Source organism: Ignavibacteriales bacterium (genome assembly GCA_016709155.1).
Lineage (GTDB): Bacteria > Bacteroidota > Ignavibacteria > Ignavibacteriales > Ignavibacteriaceae > JADJEI01.
The window spans coordinates 1716517-1732622 of the sequence record JADJEI010000001.1 but is presented as its reverse complement, the minus strand read 5'-3'; the positions used below and the strand labels follow the sequence as shown (position 1 = coordinate 1732622).

Genomic DNA, 16106 nt, shown 5'->3' with positions numbered 1-16106 from the left:
TATGAAGACACTAATATCAATTGTCGGGTTGTTTCTCCTTCTAAACACTCAGATTCTCTCCCAAAATTATTTGGAGAAACAATTCAAGGGCGTCAATCCTGATGAACTCGTTACCCTTTCTGCAAACCTTCCTTTCAATCAGGCTATTGCACTACTTAGCAAGGTAAGCGAAAGTTCAACGGGAAAAAGGATTGTATCAACTGTTGATTTAACCACCCCCATAGGAATTGAAATTGAGTCAATGGCTTATGATAAAGCGCTTGTCATTATCGTTCAATATGCGGGGTTGATGTATGAAGTAAAGGAAGATGTAATTATCATTAAAAGACATGAAGCAACCGATACAGAAAAAACTCCGGAAACTTATGCTTCTGTTGACACTCGAGAAGTTAAAATCTCGGCAGTGTTTTTTGAAATGAATGTTTCGGAAGCTAAAAAACGTGGAATAGACTGGACGTTGCTTTTTTCTCAAAAAGGACTTGATTTCGGAAGTGATCTTCTTGGGGAAAACAAACAGGTTACAACTTCCACAACTCAGACTCAAACACAAGAAGCTAATTTTTCCGTGAATGCTTCAACTGACTTCGACCTCGGAGGTTTCTTCGGTGAAGCTACTTCCGTTTTTAGATTTTTCGAAAATGAAGAATTAGGCGAGATAATTGCAAACCCGAGCATCACTGTTCGCGATCGAAACGTTGGCAAAATTCAAGTTGGTTCTGATTTTTCTATAAAGCAAAAAGACTTTGCGGGAAATACGGTTGAAAAATTCTATCCGACAGGAACTATTATAGAAGTAACTCCTTTTATTTATACAGAGGACAGTGTAAGCTACATGCTTCTTAACATTGCTGTTGAAAGAAGCTCATTCCTTGCAAACGAGATTACTTCTGAAATAAGAAAAACTAATGCAAGTACACAGGTACTAATGCTCAACGGTGAAGAGACAGTCCTTGGCGGATTATTTATTAACGAGGAAACAACAACCAGGAATGGTATCCCCTTTCTCAAGGATTTACCATGGTGGGTGTTGGGAATCAGGTATCTTACCGGAAGTGATGAGAAAAATGTTACTAAAAAAGAATTAATTATATTAATTAAAGCCGAGTTGGTGCCATCCCTTAAAGATAGAATTTCAGGAGTTAAAGAAACCAATCCTTTAAAGACGGAGCTTGAGCAGGGACGTGAAAGAATAAAATATTATCAATTGCAGGAAACAAGTAAAAAAGAAGAATAATTTTTTCAATGGAAAGAATTTTAGTAGTTGATGATAATCTCGACATTTGCAGAACGTTGAGAGACGACTTGAACGAAGTTGGCTATGAAGCTGAGTTTGTTACTAACGGTTATGATGCAATTAGCTACTTAGAAAAACATCGTGTTGATTTAATGCTTCTTGATCTTAAAATGCAAGGCAAAGATGGCTTTGAGGTATTGAAAGATGTTAAGGCAAATAATATCAAAACAAAAGTAATTGTCCTCACTGCTTATGCCGATGTTAAAAGCGCGATTGATTCAGCAAAGCTTGGTGCTTCCGACTTTATTAGTAAGCCTTATGATTTTGATGAGTTGATCATAACAATTCGTAAAGTTTTGCAGCGGGAAAATGATTCATGAAAATAAGCCTGCGTATACTGCTTATTAATTTTCTGATTGTAGTTGTGATAATCACAAGTGCAGCAGTTGCATTCTATTCATTAATGTATAATGTCATTTCCCAAAAACAAACCGAGCAGCTTCTTTTTTCAGTAAATAATTTTACTTTCAGACTTAATGAGGAACTACAGGCAACTGACGAAGCGTTTCATAATTTTTCAAGTAAATATTCCGACGTATCACTTGCTTCGGATCTTGAAAACGAAGATTATTTGGATTTTGTTTTTCAAACTGCTTCAAAAGAATCTTTTTATGTAGTAAAAAAGACCGGCAAGAGGAATTTAATTTCGTTATTGCAAAATAATGACTTGAAAATATTTTTCAGCCAAAATCCATATCTACTAACTCGCGAATATCAGGCTGATGATGGAAGCTATTATTATTATGGCAGAATTATTAATACTGATTTTCTAACCGAGCTATCTAAGAAAATAAATTCCGATATTGCTTACGTTATTAATAATACTACTGTTGAGGTTTCGAATGCTTCTACAAATATAAACTATACTTATGCACTTAACGAGGCATATTCGAACTTGTCCCCCAAAAGCAATTTTGAAATTTATCATTCAGAAAAAGACAAGTCCGATTTATTAGTTTCAATTTATCGTGCCAATATATTATACAATTCAAATAAAAAGGTTGAGTTTCTAATCTTCTCAAGCCTGAGCGCGGCAACTTCTTTAAGCGATAATATCAAAGAAGTCCTTATAATTATTGGTTTGAGTGGGATAGTACTTTCATTGATACTAACACTTTTATTTACGAGTAAGCTGCGCAGACAAATAACTGAATTAGGCGAGGCAACAGAAAAAACTAAGCGTGGTGATTTCAAAAACAAAATAAAAATTAAAAGCACAGATGAAATTGGAAAGCTTGGCGAAGCATTTAACTTAATGCTTGATGAGCTTGAGAAAAATCAAAAGGCAAAAAACGAATATTCTGAATTTATCAGCCTAATAAATCAAAACCCCACCCTTTCTGAAATTACTGATGCGGCGCTCAAAAAGATTGTGGAGACTTGTCATTTTACTACAGGAGCATTATTTACAATCGAAGATGATACTCTTCAACTAAGAAGCTTCCACGGAATAAACCCTGAACAAATAAATATTAATAAGAATATTAGCTTTTATAAACCAGTTATTGAAAGGAAAGAAACGCTCGAAATTAATTCGTCCGATTTACTACCGGTTGTGGAAACAGGAATTTTTAAAATCGAGATCAAAAATCTTTTAGTCGTTCCGGTAATTTATAATAATAAAGTAATAGCAGTACTTGAATTGGGATCTGTTGATAAGCCCTCTTCCGAAGCGAAAGATTATTTATCAAAAATTCAAGAACAGCTTGCCATTGGAATTACAAATGCGAATGCTCTTATCCAATTAGAAAACTTTATTGCCGAGTTAAAGCAATTGAACGTTGACTATCAGCAGCAAAATATTCAAGTAAGAAAACAAAATGAATCGTTGCTTGAACTTCATCAAAAGCTTAAAGAAAAAGCCGATGAACTTGCAATTCAAAAACAAAAAGCAGAAGAATCAACTCAGCTTAAATCACAATTTCTTGCAAGCATGTCTCACGAATTGAGAACACCGATGAACTCAATACTTGGACTGACTGAATTAATTATTGAAAAAGCTTCACTCGACGATAAAAATAAAGAGAGATTACAAGTCGTTTATAAGAGTGGGAAGAGATTGATGAACCTAATCAATGACATACTTGATCTTTCCAAAATCGAAGCCGGCAAAATGGAACTTCGGGAAGAAGATGTGCTACTTGAAGAAATTCTTGAAGAAGTTGAGACCACTATCAACCCCCTGGTTACTGAAAAAAGTCTCGAGTTCAATATCATACGCGATACCAACACACGCATACTTATAAACACTGATCGAGGTAAAATAACGCAAGTATTGATAAATCTGCTGGGCAATGCTATTAAGTTTACTCATCAAGGTGGTATAGAATTAAAAATATCGACGACAGTAGATAAGATGCTTCAATTTGATGTTAAAGATACAGGGATAGGAATCTCGGAAGAAAATCAAAAAATTATTTTTGAAGAATTTAGACAAATTGATGGCAGTACTACAAGGCGCTATGGCGGCACTGGGCTTGGATTAGCAATCACAAAAAAAATTATTGAACTTTTGAAGGGTAATATCTGGGTAAAAAGTGAGTCGGGAAAAGGCTCAACTTTTTCATTTACTTTCCCACTAATTCAGGCTCAAACAAAAATAATATCTACTAAAGCAAATGTAAATGTAGGTGCACTTATAAAAAACAGAAGTAACCCCATCCTTGTAATTGATGATGATTCCGAAGTGAGATATACAATCGGTCAATATCTGATTTCAAAAGGCTACTCGGTTGAATATGCTGAAAATAGCGATGACGGAATTAAAAAAGCACTTGAGCTTCAACCTTTTGCTATCACACTTGATATCATGATGCCGGATAAAGATGGCTGGACAGTAATGAAAGAACTAAAGGAGAATGAAGAAACAAAAGATATCCCTGTTATACTTATTTCAATTACAGGGGATAAAAATCTCGGCTATGGATTAGGCGCATTCGAGTTTTTTATTAAACCGTTATCTGCTGATAAACTACTTTCTGCTTTGAACAGATTGGAAATGCTTGCTCATAAAAGTATTCAAAAAGTTGTTATTGTTGATGATGACGAACTTGAGTTTGAAAAATTTAAAAGTGAATTTAAAAATGATAACATAAGAATTGAATATATTCAGGACAGCGAGTTTGCTTTTAATAAAATTGCCGAGGTTCAGCCTGATCTAATAATTGTTGATTTGATGATGCCAAAGGTTGATGGGATCACATTATCACACAAGCTTAAGTCATCTTCTAAAACAAAGCATATCCCTATTATTATTTCTACAGCAAAAGATATTTCTGATGAAGAAAAAAAATCGCTTTCAAATATAGTTGATGATATTACTATTAAATCAAAAGGACACCCCCTCGATGTACTTAAGGTAGTGCGGGATAGAATAAAACTTCAGGAAATTTCTTACTTGAATGAATCTTCTTACTCAACTGCTCCTAAAAGTGATTCACCAAAGATAGTAGAAACCAAAAGTAAAGAAGATGAAAACTCATCCCCAAGAGGAGAAATACTTATCGTTGATGATGATCCGGATACTTTATTTACTATAAATGAAATTGTACGATCATTAAACTTCAAAACAAAACTTGCACGAAGCGGAATGGAATGCCTTCAGATTTTGCAGAAACAAACACCTGATCTGATACTTCTCGATATTATGATGCCTGCGATGGATGGATTCCAGACTTTGAAAAATATTAAAGCAAATGACAAATGGAAATCCATTCCTGTTTATGCTGTTACTGCAAAAGCTATGACGGGTGATAAAGAAATAATAATTAAAAGTGGTTTCGATGATTATATCCCAAAGCCTGTGAATTCTGTAATCATTTCGTTTAAGATCGAACAACTGCTTCTTAAGATTAAGAGTTAAAATTAGATATGCAAAAAATTCTTGTAATTGACGACTTACCGGAAAATGTTTTCATGCTTCAAGATCGGCTTGAAAACGAAGGCTTTGATGTTATTACCGCTTATGATGGTACAACAGGAATTGAAAAAGCTTTGAGCGAGTTACCGGATTTAATTTTATTAGATATAATGATGCCTGATATTACAGGTATCGAGGTTTGTAAATATCTTGTCTCGGAACCAAACACACGACATATTCCAATTATTTTAGTAACTGCAAAGTCTGGTGCCGAAGATACAAAGGAGGGGTTGGAGGCTGGTGCTTTTGACTATATTAAAAAGCCTTTCAATCGTATCGAACTAATGGCAAGAATAAAATCAGCATTAAAGCTTTCCGAAGCAAACCAACTATATCTCAATTCTGAAAAAAGAAACACTTATGCTGCTACTGTTGTAACAGCAAATCATAAAATAAAACAACCACTGACTTTATTAAGTTTATCATCCGCAGCAATAAAACGAGAACTTAATAAAGAAGTAATTTCGAAAGAAAATTTACTGTTGAGGTTACAATATATTGATACCGCAATTAAAGAAATAAACGAAGTATTGAATCAACTAAACGCAGTAAAAAATCCTATTCTTTCGGATTATGCAAACAGTATAAAAATGGTGAGGGTTGGTAAAGAGGATATTACAGAGAAGTTATCAGATTAACTTTTGAATAGTTGTGAGCATGGTCTCGAATTCGTAAGGCTTTAATAACTGTCCATTCACTTTATATTTTTTTAAATCAAATTCTATTTCAATTCCAAGACTTCCTGAAGACAAAATTATCGGGAAAGTAAATTTCAATTCCCGCATCTTTGCTATCGTATCAAGACCATTCATACCGGGCATATTAAAATCAATTATAGCTAAATCAATTTTCAATTCGCCCAGAGCACTTAGTGCTTCTATTCCTGAGCTAACTTTGATTACATTATAACCATTTGCTTCGAGCAATTCGCTTAGTAAATCACGAAGCATTACTTCGTCATCAGCGAGAAGAATTATTTTTTCTTTTGCAGCAGTATCAGCTTTTATTTTGGTTGGTTCGTAGGCTGGTAAGAACACTTCGAATTTTGTTCCGAAATTTAATTTGCTTGATACCTCAACATAACCGCCGTGAGCCTTAATGATACCGTAAGTAACGTATAAACCCAATCCTGAACCTGAATCTTTCTGCTTAGTTGAAAAATATGGATCAAAAATTTTTATAATATCTGCCTCTTTAATTCCGCTTCCGCTGTCTTCAACGGATATTTTTATATAGTTACCCTTTCGGAAGAGCGGGTAATTGATAATATTAGTTTCATCGACAGTAACATTTTCTGCGCAAAGAATAATTTTTCCATTGGAAGGAATGGCTTCTTTTGCATTAACACATAAGTTTAATAATATCTGATAAATTTCAGTTGAGTTACCCAAAATGTAAAAAAGTTCAGGCTTAATATTTAATTCAAGTTCAATTCTGCTCGGAAATGTTTGTGTTATAACTTTTGAGATTTCTTGAAAAAGTTCATTTAATCTTACTAATTCTTTTCTCTTCGGTGTAGGTTTCCCAAAGCTTAACAAGCCTTTTGTCAAATCACGTGCACGGATAGAACAGTTTTCAATATTATCTAAAAGTTTTAGCACATTACTATCTTGAGGAACGCGGCTCTTAAGTAAATTTATGCTTCCGAAAATACTTGAAAGAAGATTACTGAAATCGTGAGCCATACCGCTTGAAAGTTTGCCTATTGTTTCAAGCTTTTGAGCCTGAAGAAGCCTGCTTTCGAGCGCTTCGTTTAAGTTTTTCATTCTAATATTACTTATTGCAAACGAAAGTAAAGTAGCAAATTGTTCCAAATAATTTATTTCAAGCTGCGAGAACGATCCTGTCTTTTTAACATTAATAATATTCGCAAGCAATTTTTTATCAAAGATGCAAGGAGTAATTATTATAGAACTCGCATTAAAAAATTTAGAGAGGTTATATCCAATTCCTGTTCTATCATTTGAAATTAACAAACTTCTCTTGTTAATATCCAACCATTTATTAATGAAAGAAAGATCACCGTTCACTTCATTTATTATATTCTGCTGCTCTCCAATTATATTATTAAAATTATAAAACTGATAATCGTGTTTACCATCAGGTTGAATAAAGACTACAAAACTGAAATCGCTTTTCGACAATACGGCAGAACGAACTAAAATCTCTTCTGAAATAATTTTAAGATCATAATCCTTAACCATAAGCATTAAAATATTTTCAAGCTCGTTTTGAAAATGCTGATCGGAATTTATTAAGTCTGTATTTCCTGATTTTTGTAGTGGATCAATCCTTAAAATATAATAAGGAGTAGAACGGGAGTTTATTACAGAAATAGTTAGGCGATGATTGATCTTGTCGAGCAGAAATTCGAAGTGTTTTTTATTAAAAGTATCCGGGAATTTGGAAGATGAAAATTGATTAAAAATTTCGTTAAGCGATTTTCCTTTAATTCTTGATATGTTTAAAGTTGACTTAAACTGATTGTTATAATCAGTAATAATTAAGTTTTTATCAGCAGCTGCAATAGCTATGTTTTGAGAATACAGAAAATCCGAGATGGAAAATATCGGAATTGCTTTCCCGGTCATTTAATAAAGTTCTTCTTTAAGATGATATTTTTTGATTTTCGTATAAAGTGTTTTGGGGCTGATTCCTAAATAAATAGCGGATTTAGTTCTATCCCAGTTATTCCGATTAAGAACTCTTCTGATATGCCATTTTTCAACATCCTCCATTTTTTCTAACTCATCAAAAGAATCTGAAGTTTCTGCAATGTGTTTCGATCTGGCGCGAGTAAATGAAGAAGGGAGATTTAAATCTTCAACTCTGATCATATCATCCTCGGCAAAAATTAGAGCTCTTTCAATAATGTGTTCAAGCTCCCTGATATTTCCGGTAAAACTATAGCTCATAAGAATATCTTCAGCTTCTTTCGAAAGTCTTTTGGGAGAGCGAACCGGAGATTTTGTCTCAAGAAAATGATTTGCAAGAATTAATATATCTTCTTTACGCTCACGGAGGGGGGGAATGGTAAGGGTGATCACGTTTAGTCTAAATAAAAGGTCCTTTCTAAAATTTTTCTTTTCTGCTTCCTCTAATAAGTTTCTATTAGTGGCACCAATTACTCTTACATCTGAGGTGAGATTAGTAATTCCCCCAATTCTTCTAAATTCTCCATTTTCGAGAAATCGCAAGAGTTTAGGTTGAAGGGTGAGGCTAAGCTCGCCAATTTCATCAAGGAATAAGGTGCCTCCGTGAGCTATTTCTACAAGTCCCTGCTTTGTTGATTTTGCATCAGTAAATGCTCCTCTTTCGTGCCCGAATAATTCACTTTCTATTAACTGATCCGGCAGCGAGGCACAATTAATAACAACAAAGGGCATATCTTTACGACTCGAATTCTTATGAACAAACTCTGCAAATAACTCTTTGCCAGTTCCGGTTTCTCCTTCAATAAGAATATTAGAATCAGAAACCGCAGATTTCATGGCAAGATTTAATACTCTATGGAGTTCTACACTTTTTCCCACAATTGAAGTCGAATGTTTTTTATTTGCTTCTTTAGCTAGTAATGTTGTTTTTAGAATTAAGTTCTTATGTTCGATTGCCCGGTTGAGTGTAACCAATAAATCATCAACATCATACGGTTTAGTTATGTAATCATAAGCTCCGGCTTTAATACATTCTATTGCTTTCCTAATTTCACTTTGGGCAGTAAGTATAATTACTTGAATAGATTCTGTGTATTCGGTAACGAATTTTAGTACTTCCTCACCTTGCACCTCACGCATATTCAGATCAAGAAGAAGAATATCATAATTTTTCCGCTTGATTGCATCAATGGCAAAACCGCCGTCGTAAACAGTATCAACTTGAAAGCCTTCTTCAAGTAATTGTTCCTTCAACAAATAACAAACGGTTTCTTCATCATCACAGACTAATATTTTAGCATTTTGGTTCATTTTTTTAACTTCTGGTAGTAGATTTTATAGTTCACTTGGAATAAAAAGTCCATTTAATTATATTTGGTGCTCAAAATTCAGGGCGCGTAGCTCAGGGGTAGAGCATCTGCCTTTTAAGCAGAGGGTCGGTGGTTCGAGCCCACCCGCGCTCACGGCTGAAATTCTTGCCCCGCAAAAGCGGGGCATTTTTATTGTTCCAAAATATTCAATTATCTTCTTTCTCGCAATGGTTTTCCTTACTTTATTTATTCAATTCAGTAAAGTTTATTTACCTTTTTCAATGAACAAAAAAATATCAACTTGTATTAGTAGAAGTGTTAAGAATGGGTGAAATAATTTATAAAGCTCTTATTAAAGTATCTCTTGCAATACCCACCCTTTGGTACCTCATCGACAAAACTGATTATAAACTATGGTGGATAATTTTGATTGCCGTTGCTTTTGGTTTTATTGTAATGCCCGCTGTTAGGCAATTTGAAGATTTCAATTTGAAAAATTCAGAGGTAATAGAAAAATCAATTTGTTCAAGCTGCAGACACTTTGATAAATCGTCTGTGCTCTGTATGAAATATGATAAACAGCTAAAACCAGGTTTTATTCCTTGTGAAGGAAATTCATGGGAGCAAAAAAATGATTGACTTTTTATCAAAAATTTTTTTAGATTGTTTTTAGAAAGTTGCTTTAAATTATTTTTATCAGTCCCTGATGATAAAAATAGATTAATACCTATCAGTTAAATATTTTATTCTTAAACAGGAGTTCGCTATGAGAAGCATTACTATTTCCGTTTTGTTCTTTTTAACGTTTTTAATTTTTTCGATTTCCGGATATTCCCAAACATCTTACGTTGTTCATGTAGGACTTGATGGGTCAACATTTTTGCCTGCTGATTTAACAATAGCCCCAATGGATACAGTTATTTGGGTTAATGACGGAGGCTTTCATAATGTTATAGCCGATGACAATAGTTTTACAAGCGGGAGTCCATCTTCGAGCCCGTGGGTTTATAGTCTTGTATTCGAGAATATTGGCGATAACCCATACTATTGTGTTGTGCATGGGGCTGCCGGAGGTGTTGGAATGGCTGGTATAGTAAGAGTTCAGGAACCTACTGCAGTTGAAGACAAGGGAGAGCTCCCACAATCTTTCACTTTAGAGCAAAATTACCCGAATCCATTTAATCCTTCAACTTTAATTAAATTTTCATTACCTGAATCCGGTGTGGTAACCTTGAAAATTTTTAACTCCCTCGGTGAAGAAACTGCATTATTAGTTAATAGTTTTAAAGAGCGAGGAACATATTCCGTAAAATTTAATGCCGCAGGACTTCCAAGTGGAATTTATTATTACAAGCTAATCGCAGGAAATTTTTCAGAAGTTAAGAAAATGATTTTAAACAAATAGATATACTTTTTACTTTCTTTTGTCAATCCCCTCTAATTAGGCAGTCAATAAGTTGGCTGCCTTTTATATTTCCCAAAAATTCCACGAGATTCATTTTTTTACTATTATGCTAAAATAATTTTAACAGGGTTGATGGTGACAATTTAGAAGTTGAATTTTAACTGTTCATTTATTTATTTTAATTTCAAAAATGAAAACCATTACTTATCTCCAAAGATATTATTTATTTCTTTTAGTTTCGGGTACATTAATTATGTCGTGCACAAACGAAGCTTTGCCTCCAGAAAATATCCAAACTGAATTGATGCCCTTTAAAATCGGAAACTATTGGGTATATAATATTGGGATAAAAGATGCATACAACGATACAACTCTCTATTTCAAAGATACTCTCCATGTGATTGAGGAAAACGAAAAAGGGTTTTTACTTAAATCAGGATTGCAAATTATTCTGAAAAATGGTTACTACAAGAACGGTAACGGTGGACTTTATATGAACGATTCTCTGCAATTTAAATATCCAGGTAAGGCAGGTGATTATTCTGGTTCAATCGGACTCGGGAATGTTTTTGATTTTAACGGGAATCCGCCAAATGGAATTATTTCTAGAACGGACTTCACCTACACTTTCACAACTTCCTCTGGCAGTATTTCATTAACTGACTGTTATTACTATTTTCTTGTAGCCTTTTATCAATCAGAAGAAATAAAAACTACAGGATATACTGTATTTAAACCGGGAGTTGGATTAGCTGTGCGTGACTGGGTTGATATAAACGAAATCACCAATGACTTTTATAATCCCTACGCAGCTTTAATTGATTATCATCTAGAATAATTAATATTAAATTTTTTGCTGAATTCGTACACATAATTTTAATTAATTGAACAATTGTTTCCAAAACCTTATCAGTTCGTGATATCAGTAACATAACTGCAAAGCAAATTCCAGAAGAGAATTAAGAAGTAGCTATTAGTAAGACTTTAACTTTGAATTAAAAAGATTTATTTTAACTTCTGATAATTCAATAATTAATTAGCGGATCAGTATGAAAAAAAATCTCTACCTCCTAATCCTTCTTTTTCTTCTGCTGATAATCTATTCTTCAGCAAGTTCACAAATACGAGTTTGCAAAGGTATTTCTCTCGATGATGTTTGGTGGACAATTGATGATCCCCGCTTTCTAAAAGCTGAGTCAGATGAAGTGCTTTACACAATTCGTGATGCTACTCTTTGCGAAGGAACTTCTTACGATGTAGTATTCACTCGCAGAGATAAAACGATTTGTACGGGTACTTCTTACGAAGTATTAATGACAGAGCGCGGGTATAATTTCTGTTCCGGTACTTCCTATGATGCGGATTATACTTATCGGGATAATGTGATTTATAAAGGAACTTCTTTCGATGAAGTGCTTTATACTTTTAGAGATGGAACCCCTACCGAAACAGTCTTGATGTATATGATGGCTATAATATATACTACCCAAGCTGCCGGCGGAGAAGATCCAAGATAGTATTCTTTTAAAACGAAGATGACATCCAAAAGTGGATGTCATCTTTAATTTGAAAACTACTTGTAAATTAATTATGCTTCCTGCAGAACAAGCTGTTTTGTTTTTTTGATCCGGGCAATCGGTTCTGAAGTTTTAACAGTTTTTTTGTTCTTTCCATTTTTCACATTTGGTTTTTCAGGATTGTTTCTGTCTTTGTAATTCTTGTAAACATAAACCTGATTTTTGTAATTACGAAGAACAATTCTATCTTCATCGTGATGAAGAACATAATTGGGAAGCAGCGGAATCTTGCCGCCCCCTCCAGGTGCATCAATTACGAAGTGAGGAATTGCTAATCCGCTTGTATGCCCGCGCAGTTTATCAACAATTTCCAATCCGGTTTCAATTGAAGTGCGAAAATGATTTGCGCCTTTAGTTTCGTCTGCCATATACATATAGTATGGTCTAACTCTAATCTTCAATAATTTTTGAAGAAGTTCTTTTATAACCGCAGCATCATCGTTTACACCTTTCATTAATACACATTGGTTACCAACTGGAATACCTGCATTTGCAAGCATCTCACAGGCACGGGAACTTTCGGGTGTAATTTCCCAGGGATGGTTGAAATGGGTATTGACATAAACAGGGTGATATTTTTTTATCATGTCACAAAGCTCGGGTGTGATGCGATGAGGAAGTACACATGGCATTTTTGTACCGAGCCTGATAATTTCGATGTGTGGAATTTTTCTTAGCCTTTGCAGAATTTTTTCGAGCATTGCATCTGTCAGCATTAATGGATCGCCGCCGGAAAGAATAACATCTCGAATCTCAGAATGCTGCTCAAGATATTTGAATGCGCTCTCAAGATTTTTCATGGAGATTTTTTCATAATTACCGACCTTACGTTTTCTTGTACAGAAGCGGCAGAACAATCCACATTGACTTGTAACCAGAAACAAAGCACGATCGGGATAACGATGCGTAATATTTGGAACCGGGCTCATTGCATCTTCCATCAATGGGTCTTCTTCTGAATCCAAATCCTCAAGTTCTTTTTTATCGGGGACGCATTGAAGCCAGATAGGATCACCCGGATAGCGAATTAGGCTAAGATAATAGGGGTTTATTCTTGCTTGAAAAAATTCATCAAGATCTTCAGCTATTTTTCTGTCTATTCCGAATTTTTCGACAAGCTGATCTACAGTGTGAACACTGTCTCTGATCATTTGCTGCCACAGTTCCATAATTATTCCTCAGTTTGTTTCTGTGTAAAGTATTTTCCGAAAACAAGGAGATGATCTCCAACGCTATAAAAATCTTTTATCTCCGAAATAATCGAGTAATTATTTCTGAAATAAAAATTTCTTGTTGCACTATAGTTTTCTCTGGAAGAGGTTTCAGCAAGCAGCCATCTTCCTTTATTTTGAATTAAAAATTCTTCTGCGTTTTGCAGCAAACTTTTTCCGATACCTTTTACTCCCGATAGTTGGTCTGATACTATCCAGTATAAATCAAACACACCATCGGTTAAGGGACGTTTACCTATGCAATGATATCCTAAAACTTCACCATCCTTTTCAGATACAAAAATATGATAATCAGTTTGAGCCGGATTTGAAATGGCAATATTTATTAATTCCATTGCCACGTCTACTTCGTTATATGTGAAGTTAGGTGTCCTTGTTAAAATATTTTCAATTTTTGTCGCGTCAGACGGCTTGATTTTGCGTATCATTTGTTTTTCTCGCCAATGCCAAACCGGCAATTGTGCTTAATAATTTTTCGTAATTAATTCCAGCCGCTGCAGCAGCTCTCGCAAATCCCGAATCAGTTGAGATATCCGGGTTGGGATTTACTTCTATGACATAAGGAATATTTTTGTTGTTTAATCTTATATCAACTCTTGCATAATCTCTGCAATTCATCGCATGATAAGCAGCTAATGCAGTCGTTTCAATTCTCTTTTTTGTTTTGATAGAAAGTTTTGCAGGACAATTAGGTTTAGTATAATTATAATACACACTTCCCTCAATCCATTTTCCATCATACGTTACAATTTGGGGGAGGTTGCTTGGTAATCCATTAAATATTATTTCTGAGATTGGCAGCACTTGATCGCCGAGTATTGCTACATTAAGTTCCCTTCCCTCTATAAACTCTTCAACGATTATTGTTTGATTATAGGTTTCAAACAAAAATTGCAGTTGTTTTTTAAAGTCCCTAAAATTTGCAACGACAGAAAATTCAGAGATGCCGATGCTAGCATCTTCATTAAGTAGTTTAAGGATGACTGGAAAATTCAACTTGAAATTTCTTTCAGATACTTTATCGTCCCGCGAAATTGTAAAATATCTCGGGGTATTAATTCCATATGAATATAAAATATTTTTTGTCCGGGCTTTGTTCAAGCAGTTACCCAGGGTTGATGGTTCGTTGCCGGTGTAATTGTATCCGAGAAGTTCAAACAGTCCGGTCATACAATATTCGTATGAAGAAACCCCCTCAACAGATTCGACAAAATTAAAAATAATATCAGGCGCAGATAAATTTATTTGTTTAATTACTTCGGCAACATTCTTATCAATTGGAAGAGTTTCAACAATAGCAAAATGATTTTGAAGTGATCGTCTTATTTTTTCAATTTCATTTGCAAATCCACTTTCTGAAAGATCATTTATTTTTCCACCATCATCCGTCGGTTTGCCGTTATAAACCGGGTAAATGCTAAATGGGGAATTGTAGCAGATTAATATTTTTGCTTTTGTTTTCAAAGCAGCCTGTATCTCCTTGCAGCTGCCAATAAAACTTTGTTAATCATTTCATTATAATTTAAACCTGCAGTACGTGCAGCTTTAGGATAACAAGAATTTTCTTCAGGATTCGGAAGTATTCCCGGCAAAGGATTTATTTCTATTATATTCGGTTCGTTTTCATTATCCATTCTTATATCAACGCGGCTCCAATCTTTACAGTTGAGAACTTTAAAAGCTCTCAGTGCTACTGATTTTATTTTTTCTTCAGTTACTTTATCAACAGCAGCCGGACATGTGAAAACATTTAACGGATTTTCTTTTGTGTCAAGAATCCATTTTGCTTCATAAGAATAAATGGGAACGATATCTTCAGGAAATTCAGAATAATTAATTTCAACTATTGGAAGTGCCATTGCTTCGTTACCGTTTCCTAAAATCGCAACTGTAAATTCCTTCCCCGGTAAAAATTCTTCTACAAGCGCCGGCTGATTATACTCATTCATTATTCTTTCCACTTCATCGTTCAATTCTTTTTGGTTACTAACGAAAGAAGAAGAAAATATCCCTTTGCTCGACCCTTCCGAAATTGGTTTAACAATTAGCGGAAATTTTAATTTATTTTTTTTCAGTTGAGATAAACTTTCAATCAATTGAAAAGGTGAGTTCGGAATTTTATAATAAGATAAAATTTCTTTAGTGCGGGATTTATCAAGACAGGTTGCAAGTGTCAAAGGATCAGAACCAGTGTAAGGAATCTTCAACATATCAAGCATTGCCGGGATTTGAGCCTCGCGGCTTATGCCATTCATACCCTCAGCTATGTTGAATACTATATCCACTTCTGATTGCCGGAACTTTTCGAATGCGTTTTCGTCCGCTTCGATCATTTGGATATCATTAAACTCCTCGAGTGCGTTTTTAACGGCAGAGATTGTTTCCCAGGTATCCCATTCGGCATAGGTATCTACAGATTTTTTTTGTGCTGCTTCGGCTGAGTTCAGAAAAGGGGGTACGATTTGGGAGAAAGTTTCACTTTCTGGTTTTACATTGAAGGCTAATGCAACTTTCAATCGAGAATTAAACAAGTCTGATAAAATATTTTATCCTTTATTTTTTTTGTTGCAAATATAGTTATTAATATTTCTAATTCAACATCAAGTTGTAAAAAGAACATTCGAAATTTTTTTTTGTCGCTCGAAATAAATAATTATTTTTTTTTCACTTCTAATTTTATTTAAAAAATAATTCTATGCAAGGGTGTGGTAAGGA

Annotated in this window: 14 protein-coding genes and 1 tRNA gene; 9 read left to right on the top strand and 6 right to left on the bottom strand. The window is 34.4% G+C overall.

The window, feature by feature from the left end; genetic code table 11:
* Nucleotide 1 precedes the first annotated feature (1 nt).
* From IPH11_08295 to IPH11_08280, 4 genes are read left to right on the top strand one after another with little or no spacing between them, the layout of a single operon-like run.
* Entirely contained in the window at nucleotides 2–1234 is a 1233-nt protein-coding gene (locus tag IPH11_08295) for a type II and III secretion system protein (GenBank protein ID MBK6913656.1), read from the top strand.
* Nucleotides 1235–1242: 8 nt separating this feature from the next.
* Nucleotides 1243–1614, top strand: coding sequence for a response regulator (locus IPH11_08290; GenBank protein MBK6913655.1), 372 nt, complete (start codon nucleotides 1243–1245; stop codon nucleotides 1612–1614).
* On the top strand, nucleotides 1611–5156 hold the full coding sequence (locus IPH11_08285; protein ID MBK6913654.1) for a response regulator: 3546 nt from the start codon (nucleotides 1611–1613) through the stop codon (nucleotides 5154–5156). The genes IPH11_08290 and IPH11_08285 overlap by 4 nt, the downstream gene beginning before the upstream one ends.
* An 8-nt stretch (nucleotides 5157–5164) precedes the next feature.
* The gene (locus IPH11_08280; GenBank protein MBK6913653.1) at nucleotides 5165–5851 is read left to right on the top strand and encodes a response regulator; all 687 of its coding nucleotides are present in this window, start codon (nucleotides 5165–5167) and stop codon (nucleotides 5849–5851) included.
* Here IPH11_08280 and IPH11_08275 read toward each other — a convergent pair.
* Complete coding sequence (locus IPH11_08275) at nucleotides 5843–7804, bottom strand: response regulator (protein MBK6913652.1); 1962 nt, start codon at nucleotides 7802–7804, stop codon at nucleotides 5843–5845. The genes IPH11_08280 and IPH11_08275 overlap by 9 nt on opposite strands.
* On the bottom strand, nucleotides 7805–9178 hold the full coding sequence (locus IPH11_08270; GenBank protein MBK6913651.1) for a sigma-54-dependent Fis family transcriptional regulator: 1374 nt from the start codon (nucleotides 9176–9178) through the stop codon (nucleotides 7805–7807). It lies immediately after the preceding gene.
* An 80-nt stretch (nucleotides 9179–9258) separates the two neighbouring features.
* Here IPH11_08270 and IPH11_08265 point away from each other — a divergent pair.
* The 5 genes from IPH11_08265 (at nucleotide 9259) to IPH11_08245 (ending at nucleotide 12099) form a co-directional block, all read left to right on the top strand.
* Nucleotides 9259–9330, top strand: a tRNA-Lys gene (locus tag IPH11_08265).
* 171 nt (nucleotides 9331–9501) lie between these two features.
* Entirely contained in the window at nucleotides 9502–9816 is a 315-nt protein-coding gene (locus IPH11_08260) for a hypothetical protein (GenBank protein ID MBK6913650.1), read from the top strand.
* A 127-nt stretch (nucleotides 9817–9943) separates the two neighbouring features.
* Entirely contained in the window at nucleotides 9944–10582 is a 639-nt protein-coding gene (locus IPH11_08255) for a T9SS type A sorting domain-containing protein (GenBank protein MBK6913649.1), read from the top strand.
* Nucleotides 10583–10772: 190 nt separating this feature from the next.
* The gene (locus IPH11_08250) at nucleotides 10773–11420 is read left to right on the top strand and encodes a hypothetical protein (GenBank protein ID MBK6913648.1); all 648 of its coding nucleotides are present in this window, start codon (nucleotides 10773–10775) and stop codon (nucleotides 11418–11420) included.
* Nucleotides 11421–11631: 211 nt separating this feature from the next.
* Entirely contained in the window at nucleotides 11632–12099 is a 468-nt protein-coding gene (locus IPH11_08245) for a hypothetical protein (GenBank protein ID MBK6913647.1), read from the top strand.
* A 71-nt stretch (nucleotides 12100–12170) separates the two neighbouring features.
* On the opposite strand, the gene IPH11_08240 is transcribed toward IPH11_08245, so the two are convergent.
* The 4 genes from IPH11_08240 to IPH11_08225 are packed head-to-tail and all read right to left on the bottom strand — an operon-like array spanning nucleotide 12171 to nucleotide 15907.
* Nucleotides 12171–13328, bottom strand: coding sequence for a KamA family radical SAM protein (locus tag IPH11_08240; GenBank protein MBK6913646.1), 1158 nt, complete (start codon nucleotides 13326–13328; stop codon nucleotides 12171–12173).
* Between the two features lie 2 nt (nucleotides 13329–13330).
* Nucleotides 13331–13819: a GNAT family N-acetyltransferase gene (locus IPH11_08235; GenBank protein MBK6913645.1), complete on the bottom strand. Its 489-nt coding sequence runs from the start codon at nucleotides 13817–13819 to the stop codon at nucleotides 13331–13333.
* Nucleotides 13794–14855, bottom strand: a complete 1062-nt coding sequence (locus IPH11_08230) for an ATP-grasp domain-containing protein (GenBank protein MBK6913644.1) — start codon at nucleotides 14853–14855, stop codon at nucleotides 13794–13796. Before IPH11_08230 ends, IPH11_08235 begins: the two co-directional genes overlap by 26 nt.
* Entirely contained in the window at nucleotides 14852–15907 is a 1056-nt protein-coding gene (locus IPH11_08225; GenBank protein ID MBK6913643.1) for an ATP-grasp domain-containing protein, read from the bottom strand. Before IPH11_08225 ends, IPH11_08230 begins: the two co-directional genes overlap by 4 nt.
* Nucleotides 15908–16106: the final 199 nt, after the last annotated feature.

Coding starts and splice junctions, on each gene's coding strand:
- IPH11_08270 (MBK6913651.1), bottom strand. CDS start 9,178: ATGAACCAAAATGCTAAAATATTAGTCTGTGATGATGAAGAAACCGTT.
- IPH11_08240 (MBK6913646.1), bottom strand. CDS start 13,328: ATGGAACTGTGGCAGCAAATGATCAGAGACAGTGTTCACACTGTAGAT.
- IPH11_08290 (MBK6913655.1), top strand. CDS start 1,243: ATGGAAAGAATTTTAGTAGTTGATGATAATCTCGACATTTGCAGAACG.
- IPH11_08235 (MBK6913645.1), bottom strand. CDS start 13,819: ATGATACGCAAAATCAAGCCGTCTGACGCGACAAAAATTGAAAATATT.
- IPH11_08245 (MBK6913647.1), top strand. CDS start 11,632: ATGAAAAAAAATCTCTACCTCCTAATCCTTCTTTTTCTTCTGCTGATA.
- IPH11_08275 (MBK6913652.1), bottom strand. CDS start 7,804: ATGACCGGGAAAGCAATTCCGATATTTTCCATCTCGGATTTTCTGTAT.
- IPH11_08255 (MBK6913649.1), top strand. CDS start 9,944: ATGAGAAGCATTACTATTTCCGTTTTGTTCTTTTTAACGTTTTTAATT.
- IPH11_08250 (MBK6913648.1), top strand. CDS start 10,773: ATGAAAACCATTACTTATCTCCAAAGATATTATTTATTTCTTTTAGTT.
- IPH11_08260 (MBK6913650.1), top strand. CDS start 9,502: ATGGGTGAAATAATTTATAAAGCTCTTATTAAAGTATCTCTTGCAATA.
- IPH11_08295 (MBK6913656.1), top strand. CDS start 2: ATGAAGACACTAATATCAATTGTCGGGTTGTTTCTCCTTCTAAACACT.
- IPH11_08285 (MBK6913654.1), top strand. CDS start 1,611: ATGAAAATAAGCCTGCGTATACTGCTTATTAATTTTCTGATTGTAGTT.
- IPH11_08280 (MBK6913653.1), top strand. CDS start 5,165: ATGCAAAAAATTCTTGTAATTGACGACTTACCGGAAAATGTTTTCATG.